Source organism: Chryseolinea sp. H1M3-3 (assembly GCF_029360725.1).
Classification (GTDB): domain Bacteria; phylum Bacteroidota; class Bacteroidia; order Cytophagales; family Cyclobacteriaceae; genus Chryseolinea.
The window spans coordinates 1,092,201-1,109,155 of the sequence record NZ_JARKMY010000001.1 but is presented as its reverse complement, the minus strand read 5'-3'; the positions used below and the strand labels follow the sequence as shown (position 1 = coordinate 1,109,155).

At 42.2% G+C, this 16,955-nt stretch carries 11 protein-coding genes; 10 read left to right on the top strand and 1 reads right to left on the bottom strand.

All coding sequences use genetic code 11. The features are described 5' to 3' along the window. Positions 1-95 precede the first annotated feature (95 nt). Positions 96-2,075, bottom strand: coding sequence for a dehydrogenase E1 component subunit alpha/beta (locus tag P2W71_RS04720; protein WP_276367721.1), 1,980 nt, complete (start codon positions 2,073-2,075; stop codon positions 96-98). A gap of 130 nt (positions 2,076-2,205) precedes the next feature. Here P2W71_RS04720 and P2W71_RS04715 point away from each other — a divergent pair, with 130 nt between their 5' ends. The 10 genes from P2W71_RS04715 (at position 2,206) to P2W71_RS04670 (ending at position 16,893) form a co-directional block, all read left to right on the top strand. Continuing rightward, positions 2,206-3,444 carry a pitrilysin family protein gene (locus P2W71_RS04715; RefSeq protein WP_276367719.1) on the top strand — a complete coding sequence of 413 codons (1,239 nt, stop codon included), beginning with the start codon at positions 2,206-2,208 and terminating at the stop codon, positions 3,442-3,444. Positions 3,445-3,449: 5 nt separating this feature from the next. Then, entirely contained in the window at positions 3,450-3,932 is a 483-nt protein-coding gene (gene ispF / locus P2W71_RS04710) for a 2-C-methyl-D-erythritol 2,4-cyclodiphosphate synthase (protein WP_276367716.1), read from the top strand. Next, complete coding sequence (mnmD, locus tag P2W71_RS04705; RefSeq protein WP_276367714.1) at positions 3,932-4,597, top strand: tRNA (5-methylaminomethyl-2-thiouridine)(34)-methyltransferase MnmD; 666 nt, start codon at positions 3,932-3,934, stop codon at positions 4,595-4,597. Before ispF ends, mnmD begins: the two co-directional genes overlap by 1 nt. Before the next feature lie 293 nt (positions 4,598-4,890). After that, positions 4,891-9,444, top strand: coding sequence for a glutamate synthase large subunit (gene gltB, locus P2W71_RS04700; RefSeq protein WP_276367711.1), 4,554 nt, complete (start codon positions 4,891-4,893; stop codon positions 9,442-9,444). 34 nt (positions 9,445-9,478) lie between these two features. Further along, positions 9,479-10,954: a glutamate synthase subunit beta gene (locus P2W71_RS04695; protein WP_276367709.1), complete on the top strand. Its 1,476-nt coding sequence runs from the start codon at positions 9,479-9,481 to the stop codon at positions 10,952-10,954. 130 nt (positions 10,955-11,084) lie between these two features. Then, positions 11,085-11,963 (top strand): carbon-nitrogen hydrolase, encoded by an 879-nt coding sequence (locus P2W71_RS04690; RefSeq protein WP_276367706.1) that lies wholly within the window; start codon positions 11,085-11,087, stop codon positions 11,961-11,963. Positions 11,964-12,102: 139 nt separating this feature from the next. Then, complete coding sequence (locus P2W71_RS04685; protein WP_276367704.1) at positions 12,103-14,598, top strand: AsmA-like C-terminal region-containing protein; 2,496 nt, start codon at positions 12,103-12,105, stop codon at positions 14,596-14,598. 228 nt (positions 14,599-14,826) lie between these two features. Then, positions 14,827-15,519: a hypothetical protein gene (locus P2W71_RS04680; RefSeq protein ID WP_276367701.1), complete on the top strand. Its 693-nt coding sequence runs from the start codon at positions 14,827-14,829 to the stop codon at positions 15,517-15,519. Between the two features lie 20 nt (positions 15,520-15,539). Next, positions 15,540-16,052, top strand: a complete 513-nt coding sequence (locus P2W71_RS04675; RefSeq protein WP_276367699.1) for a hypothetical protein — start codon at positions 15,540-15,542, stop codon at positions 16,050-16,052. A gap of 223 nt (positions 16,053-16,275) precedes the next feature. Further along, positions 16,276-16,893, top strand: coding sequence for a hypothetical protein (locus P2W71_RS04670; RefSeq protein WP_276367697.1), 618 nt, complete (start codon positions 16,276-16,278; stop codon positions 16,891-16,893). Positions 16,894-16,955: the final 62 nt, after the last annotated feature.

The window sequence follows — 16,955 nt, the reverse complement described above, 5'->3', positions numbered from 1 at the left end:
GAAACAGGGTAAGATAAGTAAAATTTGCCTTTTTGGGGCTTTCATGTACCGTTCTTAGGGTAAACGCTCGATTAACGGCTTTCTTTTGCCAATAATTAAAATTTTAGCAGCGTTTGAATCTTTGCTTTTAGGCGCCCTTTGGGCAGATAATTTTGTTCCAGGGTGCTTGCAAAGGGTATCGGCGTATCGAGTGCCGCGACTCGGGAAACAGGTGCATCAAGATAAACGAAGCAATTTTCGTTTATCCAAGCGCTGATTTCGGCGCCAATTCCCCCGGTTAGCGTATCCTCATGAAGAATTAAAATGCGATTCGTTTTTTTAACGAATTCAAAAACGGTTTCTTGATCCCAAGGAAGAAGCGTTCTCAAGTCTAAGATCGCGATACTTGCCTCAGGCATTTCAGCAATAACTTCTTTAGCCCAATGTACCCCTAGCCCATAGGTTATTATGCAGAGTTGTGTTCCTTCCTGCACGAGTTTCGCTTTCCCAATTTCAATCGTGTAATAATCATCGGGAATCATTTCTTTCAGCGATCGGTACAAAAATTTATGTTCGAAATACATCACCGGGTTTGGATCTTCCAACGCTGAACATAAAAGTCCCTTTGCATCAAAAGGATTTGACGGATATACAATTTTTAATCCAGGCGTGTGAAAAAACCAAGCTTCATTACTTTGTGAGTGAAAAGGTCCTGCAGCGGTTCCAGCGCCAGTCGGCATTCGAATCACCACATCTGCATTTTGCCCCCAACGCCAATGTGATTTCGCGAGGTTGTTTACAATTTGGTTAAATCCTTCTGTTACAAAATCTGCAAACTGCATTTCGACCATAGACTTCATTCCCTTGATAGAAAGACCAAGGCCTGCACCAACTATAGCGGACTCACACAAAGGAGTATTTCGAACACGATCTTTACCAAATTGCTTGACGAACCCTTCTGTGATTTTAAAGACGCCTCCATATTCTGCGATGTCTTGGCCCATCAATACAAGATGATCAAATCGTTCCATGCTTTGTCTCAAGCCATCGGAGATTGCATCTATATATCTTTTCTCTGATTTTTTCTCGGAGGAGGGATGAACAACAACCTGGTTGAAGGGAGCATAAACATCCTTGAACTCTTGTGTCGTGTCAGGAATCGGTTGGTCGTCTTCCATCGCATGCGCAAGTCCTTCTTCAATTTCTTTTTTGAATTGGTTTTTAAGATCGTGAATGTATGAGTCGTCAATAATTCCTTCTTCTGACAAAAAGCGTTCGTAGTTATCGATTGGATCTCTCTTGCCCCATTCATCCATCAACGCTTTAGGAACATATTTTGTCCCGGATGCTTCTTCATGACCGCGCATGCGGAAAGTTCGGCACTCTAGCAATATAGCCCGTGGATTTTTACGAAGGCTTGTTGCCAGCGTAGTTATTGTGTCATACACCTCAAGCACATTATTTCCATCAATACTTAATCCATCAATACCATAGCCGATCGCTTTGTCGGCAAAGCTTTTGCATCTGAACTGTTCCTGACTTGGCGTTGATAGTCCATAACCGTTATTCTCAACGATAAAAATTACGGGAAGATCCCACACAGCGGCCACATTCACAGCTTCGTGAAAATCGCCTTCACTTGTTCCTCCATCACCATTAAATACTACGGTGATTTTTTCCTCACCTTTTAATTTACAAGCCAGCGCAATCCCGTCTGCAACGCCGTTCTGCGGCCCGAGATGTGAAATCATTCCTACGATGTGATGATCGTGTGTCCCGAAATGGAAAGAGCGGTCGCGGCCTTTTGTATATCCGTACATTGTACCTTGCCATTGCGCGAATAATCTTTCAAAGGGCATGTCCCGTCCGGTAAAGACGCCCAGGTTACGGTGCATGGGCAATATGTATTCGTCTTTATCCAGGGCAAGCGTTACACCCACCGATATAGCCTCCTGTCCTATGCCGCTAAACCACTTGCTAATTTTGTTCTGCCTGAGCAATATCAACATCTTCTCTTCTATCATTCTGGGCTTAAGAAGAGCAGCGTACAAATTTTTTAGTACGGTGTCGGAATAATTTTTTCGATCGAAGTCCATAGTAAAGAATCGTAACAAAGTTAAACGAGTTTTTGGAGTGCGCTTTTTGATCAACGAAATGAAGGGTTATTTTGAAGACTTTACCCTATAAAAGGGAAAGGATCGGAAGGTTTGTTATTTTTGGACCATTATGGTAGCATTTAAGGAATTTGAACTTGAGAATGGTCTGCGAGTGATTGTTCACGAAGATCCGACCGTCCAAATAGCGGTGATGAACATTTTGTACGATGTTGGATCTCGGGACGAACATGCCGAAAAGACAGGATTTGCCCATTTATTCGAGCATTTAATGTTTGGGGGGTCGCAAAATATACCCAATTACGATGAGCCCCTTCAACGGGTGGGTGGAGAGAACAATGCCTTTACGAATACGGATATAACGAACTATTACCTGACTTTACCAGCCTCTAATATTGAAACAGGTTTTTGGCTGGAAAGTGATCGTATGATGAGCTTGTCGTTTGATCCAAAGGTGCTGGAGGTTCAACGAAAGGTAGTGATTGAAGAGTTTAAGCAACGTTATCTCAATCAGCCTTATGGTGATGTCTGGCTAAAGCTACGACCATTAGCCTATCAGGTGCATCCCTACCAGTGGGCGACTATTGGAAAAGAGATCAGCCACATTGAAAATGCTACCATGGAAGATGTACGCGCGTTTTTTTTCAAACATTATGTGCCTGACAATGCAATCCTTGTCGTCGCTGGTAATGTAACCGTGGGACAAATTAAAGCGCTTTCTGAAAAATGGTTTGGTCCGATTCCCCGAGGCAAAAAACAACGCAGCTTGCCATTAGAACCGCCGCAAAACAAAAAAAGATTTTTGGAAGTAAAAGCCAATGTACCTGCGAATGCATTTTATAAAGCATGGCACATGCCCGGCCGATTTCATGAGGATTATTATGCCATCGATTTATTGAGTGATCTTCTTGGAAGGGGTCAATCCAGCAGGCTCTTTCAAAAGCTTGTTAAGGAAAAAGAGATTTTTACCTCGATCTCGTCATTCGTTATGGGTACGTTAGACCCAGGATTATTGGTGGTCAGTGGCCGTTTGACGGATGGTATAGAATTGCCTATCGCTGAAGAAGAAGTTGAAAAAGTAATTGAGGAACTCAGGAGAAACGGAACGATTGATGAAGAGCTTTCTAAAGTAAAAAATCAAGCCGAGTCTATGTTGGAATTTAGTGAAGTTGAAGTGATTAACCGGGCGATGAATCTGGCATTTGCCAAACTTTCTGGGGATGCTAACCTAGTGAATACAGAAGCAAAAAAAATTGAAGGCGTTACAGCCGTGGATATTAATCGCGTATCGAACCAGATTTTCAGGGAAGAAAATGCCAGTGTTTTATATTATCAGGCACAAAAAAATTAATATCAATGAAAGTGCGTGTAGGCATGGGGTTCGACGTTCATCAATTGGAGGAAGGCAGGAACTTTTATCTGGGGGGAATTGAACTGCCGGAAGCTAAAAAAGGTGCTGTTGGACACTCTGATGCAGACGTTTTAATTCATGCTATCTGTGATGCCCTATTAGGTGCTGCTAACCTCCGGGATATTGGTTTTCATTTTGCCAATACCGACAACCGTTGGAAAGGCATGGATAGCAAATACTTCTTAAAAGAAGTTACCCGGATGGTTGAAGAAAAGGGCTGGAAAATTAGCAACGTCGATTGTACGGTCTGCTTGGAAAAACCCAAAGTGAATCCCCATATACAGGAGATGAAAAAGGTGCTGGCACCACTGATGAATATTTCGGAGGAGGACGTATCTATCAAAGCAACTACCAATGAAAATCTCGGTTACGTTGGGCGCGAAGAAGGTGTATGCTCCTATGCAGTAGCTTTAATCCAGAAGGACTAGTGTCACTTAAAATTATTACGACGTCTGATGGGTCGCACTCACTTTTAAACGAAACCCTGAAAGAGAGCTACCATTCCGTTCATGGTGCATTACAAGAGTCCCTGCATGTTTTTATAAAAAAAGGACTTGAATTCGTAAGCCAGGACCGCGATGTGCCACTTCGTATTTTGGAAGTAGGTTTTGGAACCGGCTTAAACGCATTGCTTACTTTGCAACATGCAGTGAAGCATCAGCAAAATATTCATTTTACAACAATCGAATTATATCCTTTGCCGGAAGATATTTGGTCTGCACTAAACTATCCGACTACTTTGGATTTGGCTGACGAATACAGGGAAATTCACCATGCGTCGTGGGGTAAGGATCAACTGATAAGTAACTATTTTACTCTCTTAAAAATTTGCGACTCAATTCAGGACGCGAGATTGCCGATTAACTTTTTCGACCTCATTTATTACGATGCCTTTGCTCCATCGAAACAACCTGAACTCTGGGAGCTGCCAGTGCTGGAAAAGATCTTCGGATTGATGAAGCGTGGTGGGACGTTAGCCACTTATTGTGCTAAAGGGCAACTTAAAAGGGATTTAAAAAGCTTGGGCATGACGGTAGAAACGCTCCCGGGGCCTCCGGGAAAAAAGGAAATGGTAAGGGCGGTGAAAATGTGATTTTATCTTTTTTGAAATTAACTGTGGAAAAAATGTGGATAATATAAAAGGCACCTGAGGGTTTTAAAAATATATCAATCGTTTTCGCTCTTTTTTAAAATTTTTAAAATCCGCAATTATGCAATCGTTACCACTTTTTAATATTTAAAGCCTTCGGATTCATTTGTAAAAAGATTCAAAAAATTGGGGTCTATCCAAACTTTAACAGAATTTCCTTCTGTTTCTTCCGTAAATTCAAAACTCCATTTTGCCCTAAGTGGAGATTTTTTGTAGTACTTAAAACCGACCAGACGATGAAAGAAAAAACCAGACGTGGTTTGTATACCCCTGAACTGGAACATGATGCCTGCGGTATCGGCTTTGTTGCCAATATCAATGGTACAAAAACCAATCAAAACCTGCGTGACGCGTTATCGATGCTCGAGAACATGGAGCATCGTGGAGGAAAAGGCAGCAGCCCAAAAACCGGTGATGGAGCAGGAGTCTTAATCCAGCTGCCCTATGAATTTTTTGACGAGGAGTGCAACCGTTTAGGTTTTAAACTACCAGCAGCGGGAAGTTACGGCGTGGGAATGGTATTTTTTCCCCGCGACAAGAAAGTGATGAATGCGTGCCGCGAGGTATTGCGCAAAAATATTAAAGAGTTAGGCCTTGAGCTTTTGGGATACCGAGTTGTTCCAGTAGACCATAGTGTTCCTGGTCCTGGTGCCGTAGAAGTAGAGCCAGTGATCGAACAGGTCTTTGTAAGATCAAAAGATGAGTCTATAACAGGCAATGCTTTCGAACGAAAATTGTTTGTGCTACGAAATCATACCTCTCACGTCATTAGCCGTGATGTAAAGGGCAGCAACAACGAATTCTATATTACCAGTTTTTCGGCGCGGACCATTGTTTATAAAGGACAACTTCGTACCGAACAGCTCCGCGAATATTTTTATGATCTTCAGGATCCAAGATTGAAAACGGCGTTGGCATTAGTGCACAGTCGTTTTTCAACCAATACATTTCCGAACTGGAAGTTAGCCCAGCCATTCCGTTACATCGCGCACAATGGTGAAATCAACACCATTCGTGGTAACGTAAATAAGATGAAATCTAAGGAGGCGCTTTTTAAATCTACATACTTTACAGATGAAGAGTTAAAAATGCTGCTTCCCATTACAAGTCCCGATGGATCGGATTCGGCGAACCTGGATGCTTTAGTTGAAATGCTGGTGTTGTCCGGCCGGTCACTTCCACATGTATTAATGATGCTGGTACCCGAGGCGTGGCAGGATAATAAATTGATGGATCCGCACCGCAAGGCATTCTACAAATACCATGCGTCCATGATGGAACCATGGGATGGGCCCGCTGCACTTGTCTTCACCGATGGATGTCGCATAGGTGCCACGTTGGATAGAAACGGCCTTCGCCCGTTAAGATATTGCATTACCCGTTCCGGACGTGTCATCGCAGCTTCGGAAGCGGGTGCATTGCCTATCGATCCCAAAGACGTATTGGAAAAAGGTCGCATTACCCCAGGCAAAATGCTAATGGTGGACCTTGAGTTGGGCAAGGTATTAGACGATGAAAAAGTAAAACGTGCCGTTTACGAGGGCAAATCATATTACAACTGGATCATACAAAACCGTTTAAAGCTTAGACTTGAGCCTGAGCAAGAATGGGTAGAGAGTAACTTTGATGAAAAAACTCTGATTCAACGGCAAAATGCCTATGGTTACACTAGCGAAGATGTAAAGACGCTCATTTTACCAATGGCCGAGAAAGGATACGAGGCGATCGGTTCAATGGGAGATGATTCTCCGCAAGCTGTTTTATCGAAAGAAAGCCGCCACCTTTCAAATTATTTCAAACAACATTTTGCCCAGGTAAGTAACCCCCCGATAGATCCTATCAGGGAGCGCTTAGTGATGTCGTTGTTTACGCGGGTGGGAGCCAGCCTAAATGTACTGGACGAAACACCTGAGCATACACGACAAATCCATATTTCACAACCTGTGTTGCTAAACAGTGATCTTGAAAAATTCAAACATTTACAAGATCAGGGTTTTGAAAGCGCCATTATTCAATGCGTATTTAAAGCAGATGGTCAACCTGGCCGATTAGAAGAAAGTCTTGACAGAATTTGTGCCGAAGCTGAAAAAGCTGTGCGTGCGGGTAAAAGAATATTGATTTTATCCGACAGGAAAATAAGTGATGAATTCGCGCCAATACCTTCGCTCCTTTCAGTAGGCGCTGTTCATCAATACCTGGTTGGAAAACGAATTCGTACGCAGGCTGGACTTGTAGTAGAAGCCGGTGATGCATGGGAAGTTCACCATTTTGCTACTATCATTGGTTATGGTGCGAGTGCCGTAAATCCTTACCTGGCGCTCGAAACCATTCACTTTATGAACAAACATGATTTGTTCTATAAGCGGTTGACGGACGAAGAAGCATATGAAAATTACCAGAAAGCAATTGGAAGTGGATTGCTGAAGGTGATGTCCAAAATGGGTATCAGTACGTTGCAATCTTACCAGTCGTCACAAATTTTTGAAGCATTGGGACTGGGAAGTGACGTGGTAGAAAAATGTTTTAAAGGTACCATCAGCCGTATCGAAGGTCTGTCATTTGACGACTTAGCCCGCGAGGTGTTGGTAAGACATCATCTGGCTTTTGAATTAGAGAGCAAAGAATTGCCGGTGGGTGGAATTTATCAATGGAAAAGACGTGGTGAAAAACACTTGTTTAGCCCTGAAGTGATCCATTGGTTACAGTATTCCACAAAGACCAACAATTACGAAATCTATAAAAAATACGCGCATAAGATCAACGATCAGACGCGCGATACAATAACATTCCGCGGATTGTTTGAATTTAAAAAACGCAATCCGATTTCAATTAACGAGGTAGAACCCGCTGAAGAGATTTTCAAACGATTCGCTACCGGTGCGATGTCTTTCGGTTCTATTTCTCATGAAGCGCATAGCACATTGGCCATTGCCATGAATCGCATAGGGGGCAAGAGCAATAGCGGGGAAGGTGGCGAAGACGAAGTACGTTTCGAGAAAAAATCTAATGGTGATTGGGAACGTTCCGCAATAAAGCAGGTTGCTTCAGGAAGGTTTGGTGTAACAAGTTACTACCTGGCCAATGCTGATGAGTTACAAATCAAAATGGCACAGGGTGCAAAGCCAGGCGAAGGTGGTCAGTTGCCGGGGCATAAAGTAGATGAGTGGATTGGGCGTGTAAGGCACTCTACCCCGGGCGTTGGTTTGATCTCCCCTCCTCCTCATCACGATATTTATTCTATCGAGGATTTGGCGCAATTGATTTATGATTTAAAGAATGCAAATCGGCAAGCACGTATAAATGTTAAGCTTGTATCGCAAGCTGGCGTTGGAACTGTTGCAGCGGGTGTAGCAAAGGCGAAAGCAGATGCGATACTTATTTCGGGAGGTGATGGTGGAACCGGGGCATCACCCATTAGTTCTGTTCGGCATGCCGGATTGCCATGGGAGCTGGGTTTGGCTGAGGCACATCAGACTTTGGTGAAGAATAATTTACGCAGTCGCGTGGTACTGCAAACGGACGGTCAAATCCGTACGGGGCGCGATATCGCGATAGCAACTTTATTAGGCGCAGAAGAGTGGGGCGTAGCAACGGCTGCCTTAGTGGTAGAAGGTTGTATTATGATGCGTAAGTGCCATTTGAATACATGTCCTGTTGGAATTGCGACGCAAGATGAAGATCTGCGCAAACTGTTTACCGGTGATCCTGATCACGTGGTTAACTTCTTCCGGTTCCTCGCTGAAGATTTACGAGAAGTAATGGCTGAGCTTGGGTTTAGGACAGTGAATGAAATGGTAGGTCGTTCAGACATGTTGCGTGTCCGTCAGGATATCGACCATTGGAAAGTTAAAAAATTGGATCTATCCCCAATATTGCTCCGTGAGCCTGTTCGCGAGCATGTAGGTTTATACAAGCAGATTGATCAGGATTTCGAACTTGAAAAAGTACTTGACTGGAAATTGGTGGAAGCCGCGCGTCTGGCGTTAGACGAAGGTGAGCCCGTTCGCGAGAAATTTATCATCAGAAATACCGACCGGACAACGGGTGCGTTACTGTCAAACGAAATTTCAAAAAAGTATAAAGGGAAAGGATTGCCATCAGATACCATTCATTTTCAGTTTAAAGGTTCGGCTGGTCAAAGCTTTGGAGCATTTGTAGCGCCGGGCGTGACATTCGAACTGGAGGGAGAAGCGAATGACTATTTCGGCAAGGGTCTGTCGGGAGGAAAATTGATTGTCTACTCCGACAAGGAAGCAAGTTTTAAACCGGAGGATAATATTATCATTGGTAATGTAGCCTTTTATGGTGCTACTTCTGGTGAAGCGTATATCCGTGGACAAGCAGGGGAAAGATTCTGTGTTCGAAATTCCGGAGTAACAGCAGTGGTTGAAGGGGTTGGTGACCATGCATGCGAATACATGACCGGTGGACGAGTCGTCATCCTTGGAAAAACAGGGAGAAACTTTGCGGCTGGTATGAGCGGTGGTATTGCCTACGTATTTGATCCGGAACACGCATTGGAAAGGCTTTGCAACAAGGATATGGTGGACCTGGAAACCATGGAAGAAGAAGACAAAGCGGAAGTCAAAGCCATGGTGGAAAAACATTTCAAATATACAGGCAGTGATCCGGCTGAATGGGTAATTGAAAATTGGGCTGTAGCCTGTGAGTTATTTGTCAAAGTGATGCCAAAAGACTACAAGCAAGTGCTTTCCAAACAAAAGGTTCGACATCAATCAACTGTCAATGATGAAATTGGTATTCCTGAACCTTCTAAAATAAAAATATAGTTAAATAAGAACGCATTAATACTTCACGTATAGCATGGGACAAATAGATGGTTTTATGAAATTTGATCGCGAGATGCCAAAATCTCGTGATCCAAAAGAAAGACTCAAAGATTATAAGGAAGTTTATACACCACTCGATAAAGAGAAGGTAAAGCAGCAGGCTTCACGTTGTATGGATTGTGGCGTACCATTTTGTCACAATGGCTGTCCGCTTGGAAATAATATTCCTGACTTCAATGATGCTGTTTATCAAGGGAAATGGGATGATGCTATTCGCATTTTAAGCAGCACGAATAACTTTCCTGAATTTACCGGAAGAATTTGCCCAGCACCTTGTGAGGCAAGCTGCGTATTGAGCATTAATAATAAACCGGTTACAATTGAGTATATCGAAAAAACAATAGCTGAGCAGGCATTCGAGAAAGGATACATCAAGGCTACTCCACCTAAAAGCCGTACAGGAAAACGTATCGCTATTGTAGGGTCAGGCCCGGCCGGTCTAGCCGCAGCTGCACAGTTGAATAAGGCTGGTCATTGGGTAACCGTATTCGAAAGAAGCGACCGGATAGGAGGCCTTTTAAGATATGGTATCCCTGATTTTAAGTTAGAGAAAAATGTTCTTGACCGGAGAATCCGGCTGATGGAGCAAGAGGGCGTTATTTTCAGGACGAATGCACACGTAGGTGTCAACATAAGCGCTAAGCATTTACAAGAAGAGTTCGACGCGACCCTAATTTGCGGGGGAGCATCTGCACCGCGAGATCTTCCGATTCCAGGTAGACAATTTAAAGGTGTCCATTTCGCTATGGAGTTTTTAACGCAACAGAACAAACGCGTAGCGGGCGACAAAATATTTTCTGGGGAGATCCTGGCAAATGGCAAAAATGTATTAGTGATTGGTGGTGGGGATACAGGGTCCGACTGTGTAGGGACCTCTAACCGCCAAACTGCAAAGTCAGTAACGCAGATCGAATTGTTGGCAAAGCCACCTTTAAAACGCAATGAGGAAGCTAATCCATGGCCACTTTGGCCGATGGTCCTGATGACATCTTCTTCGCACGAGGAAGGCGTACAACGTGAGTGGGCGATACTTACGAAAGAATTTCTTGGTGACTCTATGGGGCGTCTTACAGGTTTGAAAATTGTTGACATCAAATGGGGTGTAAACGCTCAGGGCAAAATGGGCTTCGAAGAAATCCCTGGCTCAGAAAGAATCATACCCTGTGAATTGGCGTTGCTTGCTATCGGTTTTACCGGCGCAGAAAAAGGAGGCATGGTCGATGAGCTCAAGCTTGAATTGGATGAGCGCGGCAACATCAGAACACACCAGTATAGAACTACACAAGAAGGCATTTTCGCCGCTGGAGATATCCGCAGAGGCCAGTCACTGGTTGTGTGGGCAATCTCTGAAGGTCGCGAGGCAGCGCGTGCCGTGGATATTTGGTTAATGGGCTCAAGTGCTTTGGAATCTAAGGATGAATCATTTGTTCATCTCGAGCAGGAAGCATAATCTTTCAACGATTTTTTTTGATAAGGCCTTTTGCGAAACTTTACGCCCCTTCGGTTGAAGAAGAGGTATCCGGTATGAACGTTTTATAACTGGATTTACTTCTATAATTTTACACCCTAAAATTTATTAAGTGAGTAAAATCGTAAACGTAGGTATCGTGCAGATAGCTTGCTCGGCGGTGCCCCAGGAAAACCTGGATAAAGCTATTGTTAAAATTCGTGAAGCCGCCGCCAAAGGCGCGCAGATCATCTGTTTACAAGAATTATTCAAGTCACTTTACTTTTGTGATGTTGAAGATTACAACAATTTCAACCTAGCTGAAGCAATTCCAGGACCATCAACTGAAACGCTTTCTGAATTAGCTAAAGAGTTGGGGGTTGTAATCATTGCATCATTATTTGAAAAACGCGCACAAGGTATTTATCATAACACTACCGCCGTCCTTGATTCTGACGGAACGTATCTTGGCAAATATCGAAAGATGCATATCCCTGATGATCCAGCTTACTATGAAAAGTTTTACTTCACTCCAGGCGATCTCGGGTACAAGATTTTCAAAACGAAATTCGCGACCATTGGTGTTTTGATATGCTGGGATCAATGGTACCCAGAAGGTGCAAGAATCACCTCGCTTATGGGCGCGGAGATTTTATTTTATCCCACCGCTATTGGCTGGGCTACTTCTCAGGATGAAGATACAAACAGTGAACAGTTCAACGCGTGGCAAACTATTCAGCGCAGTCATGCTGTTGCGAATGGAATACATGTAGTAAGTGTGAATCGCGTGGGATTTGAGCAACAGGGTGCCATGAAGTTTTGGGGCGGTTCCTTCATTGCCAACCCGTTCGGCCGAATTTTGCTACAAGCGTCACACGACAAAGAAGAGGTTCATGTGTTAGCAGTTGATCTGAATAAAACCGACACTTATCGAACGCATTGGCCTTTCTTACGAGACCGTCGAATCGATTCATATCAACCGATAACCAAACGGTATATCGACGAAAATTGATTTTAACTCGATAATTCTGGTCTTTCAAGTCCGTCAGAACATTCCTGGACTATTCTTTGCAAGGGATGTAGGCAAAATAAGCTATCGTCATGGTCGTTAAAGTTTTGTCTGTACTTTTGTAAAACCCATTTTTTTGAGCTTGAAGATTTTTCGTAAGATTCTTTTTTACACGTTATTAACTTTTGCGGTACTTTTTCTATCGTTGACTGTATCGGTATTTCTATTTAAGGAACGAATCATTAGCCAGTTTATTCGCGAAGCAAACAAAGGTCTGAATACACCTGTCAAGATCGGTAAGATGGACATTTCCATGTTCTCAAGTTTTCCTCACCTGTCGATTGTTTTAAAGGATGTTTATATTGAAGATAGTCACGAAGGTCAGTACCCATTATTAACTGCTTCCGAAATTTCATTTCAATTAAGTCCAATGAGGGTATGGAGAGGAGATTATACCATTGAAGGACTGAAAATCAGAAATAGCGAAACGAATCTTAAGATTAATCAGCAAGGCAAGAATAACTACACTATACTGAAGGAAACTGATAAAACATCAGGAAGCGCCAGCACAGTTAAATTTCAGTTGAAAGATGTTAATCTGGAAAAGACCACAGTTCATTATATCGATGTGAGTGCTGTTCAGCATCTGATTTTTAAAAGTGATGAACTCTTAGCATCTATTCACTCTGAAAACGATGTGTACGACATCGATGCGGAGGGCGAGCTTACAACGGAGAAGATAAGCGTTAATCAGAACGAATTTCTTACTGGAAAATCGTTTCAGATCAAAAGCAACCTGACTTATGATGACTTGAAAAAATCTCTTGTGATAAAACCTTCCACATTGGGTGTAAGGGGTTCTTCGTTTACCGTATCAGGAAGTTACAAGTGGAAGGACAAGAATACAATTGATATTACAGCAGACGGAAAGGATACAGATATCCAGACCTTACTTTCTTTGCTCACTGAGCCTGCAGCAAAGAAGTTTCAACGTTATAAAAGCAAAGGAGACGTTTACCTTACCGCCCACCTTAAAGGACAAATCAGCCGGAAGATGAGTCCATCCATTTCAATCAGTTTTGGATTTAAAGATGCCACGGTATTCAATCCGGAATCAAAGTCCAGGATTACCGACGCGAGTATGGAGGGCTCTTTTAAAAGCCCTCAATTATTGGATGTAGAAAGGGCCGTTCTGGAGCTGAAAAATATTCGGGGTAAACTTAACAATGAGCCGTTTACTGCAGACTTCAGACTTCGCGATTTTAAGGACCCTAGCGTTAAATGTGCGTTCAGTGGGCTAGTGGACGCATCATCACTGCTTGACTTTTATCCCGTTCAAAATATTGGTGATGTGTCTGGATCTCTCCTGGCTAACGTAACATTTGAGGGTAGAATCGGATTGCTGAAAAAGAGAGCTACTGCCCAAAAAGTTTCAACACAAGGAACTATTGAACTCAAGAATATTGGATTAGCGTACGGTGATGATAAAATCAAGCTGCACAACCTGAGCGGTAACATGCAATTCAACAACAATGATCTAGCCTTAAGCAATGTGTCAGGAAAATTAGGCAACAGTGATTTTCTTCTCAATGGATTTTTTAAAAACATTATTACGTTTCTGTTATTTGAAAACCAACCCATTGGTATTGAAACGGACCTAAAATCGAAATTCCTGGACGTAGATCAACTTCTTGTTATCGGATTTGGAAAACAAACTCAAGAAGTATCATCACGTGAAAAACCACAATACGAGTTTAAGATCTCAAAAAACATTAACCTCAATTTTAATTGTGACGTACAGGCCCTCCGGTACCGCCGGTTTTATGCGACAGCCTTGCGCGGGGACTTACTCGTTAAAAATGAAATGGCGGTGTCCCGCAATATTAAGTTCAACTCCATGGGAGGTAATATGCAATTTTCCGGTATTGTGGATGCGAAAAATAATAAGGCGATTGATGTGGTTAGCACTTTCCAACTGAATGGAATTCACATCGACAGCATTTTTTATGTATTTGAAAATTTTAATCAAAATTTCATCATAGACAAGCATTTAAAAGGCCAGGCAAATGCGGATGTGTCCTTGGAATTGACATTGAATCAGAATTTGAGGTTATACCAGGAAACGCTTATCAGTGATATCAGCATGTCCATCAAAAATGGCGAATTGAATAACTTTGAACCGATGAAAAAATTGAATAAATACCTCAATGATGAGGGCCTCAGTAAACTTCGTTTTTCAGATATCAAAAATGATATTCATATTGAGAATAAAACAATTTATATACCTCAGATGGAGGTTCGTACCAATGTTACATCCATAAAGGTAAGTGGCACACACACTTTTGATCAACGTATTGACTACCGCATCATTGCTCCCCTGCGAAATAATAAGAACATCACGTCAGTCGAAGCAAAGGAAGCATTGCAAGAGGATGGCGCTGGGCAAAGCAAATTATATTTAAAGATAATCGGCACAACCGATGATTATAAGGTTGTATACGATACAGAATCTGTCAAAAAGAAAATTGCGACAGATCTGAAAAAAGAAGTCCAAGAACTAAAGGACGCGTTTAAGAATAAAGGCACGAAAGAAAAGAAAGAGCTTGAACTCGAACAGGATGAATATTTCGACTGGTAGGGCTTTAGTTATTTTCCGTAAGGGGAAACCCTTATCATCATAAGGGTTTTGCCGCAGGAAATCATGGGTTAGTTGGTTGTTTCAAACTTTTGGACGAGGATGTATCTTGGCATATTACAATGTTCTGTATTTAAACCCTGATTAACTGATTTTACACAATTCAGGGATTCTACCGATTTTAAGCTTTCCAAAAACCGCCACCTTAGCATAACATTAAATGTTAAGGTTATGTATTCACAATCTATACTCAGCAATCGATTAAAGGGATTCGTAGTTCTTTCGTTTTTCATTCTGATTTGTTTCAACGCTGTGTTGGCACAGGCACAGGGAATGAGAAATTCGAACTACCGGTATTTTGGATTTGAGGCAAATTTTGGCATGAAATCAACCAAGCTTACCAGCGATTTACCTGCTCTTAACAACATGGCTGTTATGGAAGAAGGCGGAAGTTTAGGGTTTGTGATGGGTAATCAACTTGTAAAGACCAGGCTTCAGGCGGCAGGTTTTTATTATTCAAATTCCAGCGTAAAGCAAACCGTCAACATGGTAGAGTCGGCTTTGCAATTAAATGTTTATCCTTTAAAATTTATTAACAAATCCCGTCAAGCAATTAATCCATACGTTTCAGGTGGTATTGACTATAGTACTTTAAAATTCTTCGGATATTATAACAACCCAGACGCAAAAATCAATTATAGCGCTTCTTCCGCTCCTTATATAGGTAAAATCTCCATGACCCGCGGAACAGTGGGCGGCGGTATTGAATGGCGATTACCACAGATGCATGACTTCGTTCACATATTTGCCGAAGCTCGCTACTCGTGGGCTATGGGCCAGGACGCTGATGATTTCTTTGAAAACACCAAAGTAGCCAATGCAACATCCATCAATGTGGGTGTGAGTTTTGGATTTCTGCGATAAGATCTGTCCAAATCACAGAAATGTATGTAAAAATGTTATTGAAGCTGTCTGAAATATGGTCCCTTATTCAAAGTACCCATCGCGAATTATCGATTTTTAAGATGCGCTTGTTTGTAACAATCATTCTGATTGGTTTTATCACTGTAGCCAAAAGCCAAACACTTCATCTCTCTATGGGATTGGAAAAAACTGCCCCACGATGTTTGTATGGAGGTGGTCTTACATTTGAAACAAAAGGGAAATGGGGACTTGGCGCATTTTATCAGACCGGCATTTTAAACCAAGGAAAGGAAAGTGGGGAATTAAATGATGCATTTTACGGGGTATTGTTTCAAATACCGCTCGCCAAAAGTCAGAAAATAGATTTTTTTGCGACCGCGCGGCTTGGAATGGTGAACGAGAACTTCTTTGTAGTGGTACCAGGTCTGGAAACGAGGATCAAAACCTGGCGTAAATTAAGCACTACTTTTGGCATGGGCTATCGTGTAGGCTACCCGTCTATTGGTCTAAAATTATCTCACCCAATTTTATAATACAGATTTTTAGTGGTCATTATTGATCGCAGTTGTTTGGATTCATTGATTTATGATAATCAGGGTAAACCCCTATTCATGTCATGATTAGCCCGTAAAAGTTCAGGACTCTTTTATACCTTTTAAAGAAAAATGCTCATTTTTTACCCGATTGAAGCTCGCGAAGTTGCCAACTGCTGATTTTTTTTAATTCAGGGAAATCACCGATTTGTGTCGCTTAAAAATGATAGATCTTAGCAGCATGAATCAATTGTACCACGATATGTTTTCAACCACTCGGTTTAGAAACCTTCTCATACTGGTTTTTGGTATGTTTATGTTTATGAGTTGTGAGGAAGAGGCTGACCTTTCGAGGACATTTGTAATGCAGCAGGGTGAGCACTATGCAAGCCCGAGGCTCGTTCAAAGTATGCAATCAAACATTCTTAATTTTACAGCGAAGTTTAACCAATCAGCCGTATATCATTTTGAAGAGACAGCATTTCAGGATTCAAAAAACAAACTCCTGGGATTTTCAGATTGCAATTCGCTTCACCATGAAAACAGTGCCCGTTTTGCGTGGCAATGGTATAATGAACAATTGGAGATTTATGCATACTGCTATGTGAATGGTGTAAGACAGGAAAAATATATCGGAGCAGTTGCGCTTGATGAGGAGAACAAATACCAGCTAAAAATTACTGCGGATAGTTACGTGTTTCAGCTGAATCATCAGGAGCCAGTATCGATTCCACGCGGTACCACGTGTGACAAAGGTTTGTATTATATGTTGTGGCCTTATTTCGGGGGAACACTGCCGGCACCACATGACGTATCCATCTCGATCAAAATTGATTACTAAAAAATATTCATGAATAAATTAAGGGCATCTAAAATTTCACTAGTTCTTTGAGACGGGAAGAG

What these genes read in the sequence shown, in the direction of transcription:
- P2W71_RS04720 (WP_276367721.1), bottom strand. Translation starts at nt 2,075, where the DNA reads ATGGACTTCGATCGAAAAAATTATTCCGACACCGTACTAAAAAATTTG.
- P2W71_RS04715 (WP_276367719.1), top strand. Translation starts at nt 2,206, where the DNA reads ATGGTAGCATTTAAGGAATTTGAACTTGAGAATGGTCTGCGAGTGATT.
- ispF (WP_276367716.1), top strand. Translation starts at nt 3,450, where the DNA reads ATGAAAGTGCGTGTAGGCATGGGGTTCGACGTTCATCAATTGGAGGAA.
- gltB (WP_276367711.1), top strand. Translation starts at nt 4,891, where the DNA reads ATGAAAGAAAAAACCAGACGTGGTTTGTATACCCCTGAACTGGAACAT.
- P2W71_RS04695 (WP_276367709.1), top strand. Translation starts at nt 9,479, where the DNA reads ATGGGACAAATAGATGGTTTTATGAAATTTGATCGCGAGATGCCAAAA.
- P2W71_RS04680 (WP_276367701.1), top strand. Translation starts at nt 14,827, where the DNA reads ATGTATTCACAATCTATACTCAGCAATCGATTAAAGGGATTCGTAGTT.
- P2W71_RS04675 (WP_276367699.1), top strand. Translation starts at nt 15,540, where the DNA reads ATGTATGTAAAAATGTTATTGAAGCTGTCTGAAATATGGTCCCTTATT.
- P2W71_RS04670 (WP_276367697.1), top strand. Translation starts at nt 16,276, where the DNA reads ATGATAGATCTTAGCAGCATGAATCAATTGTACCACGATATGTTTTCA.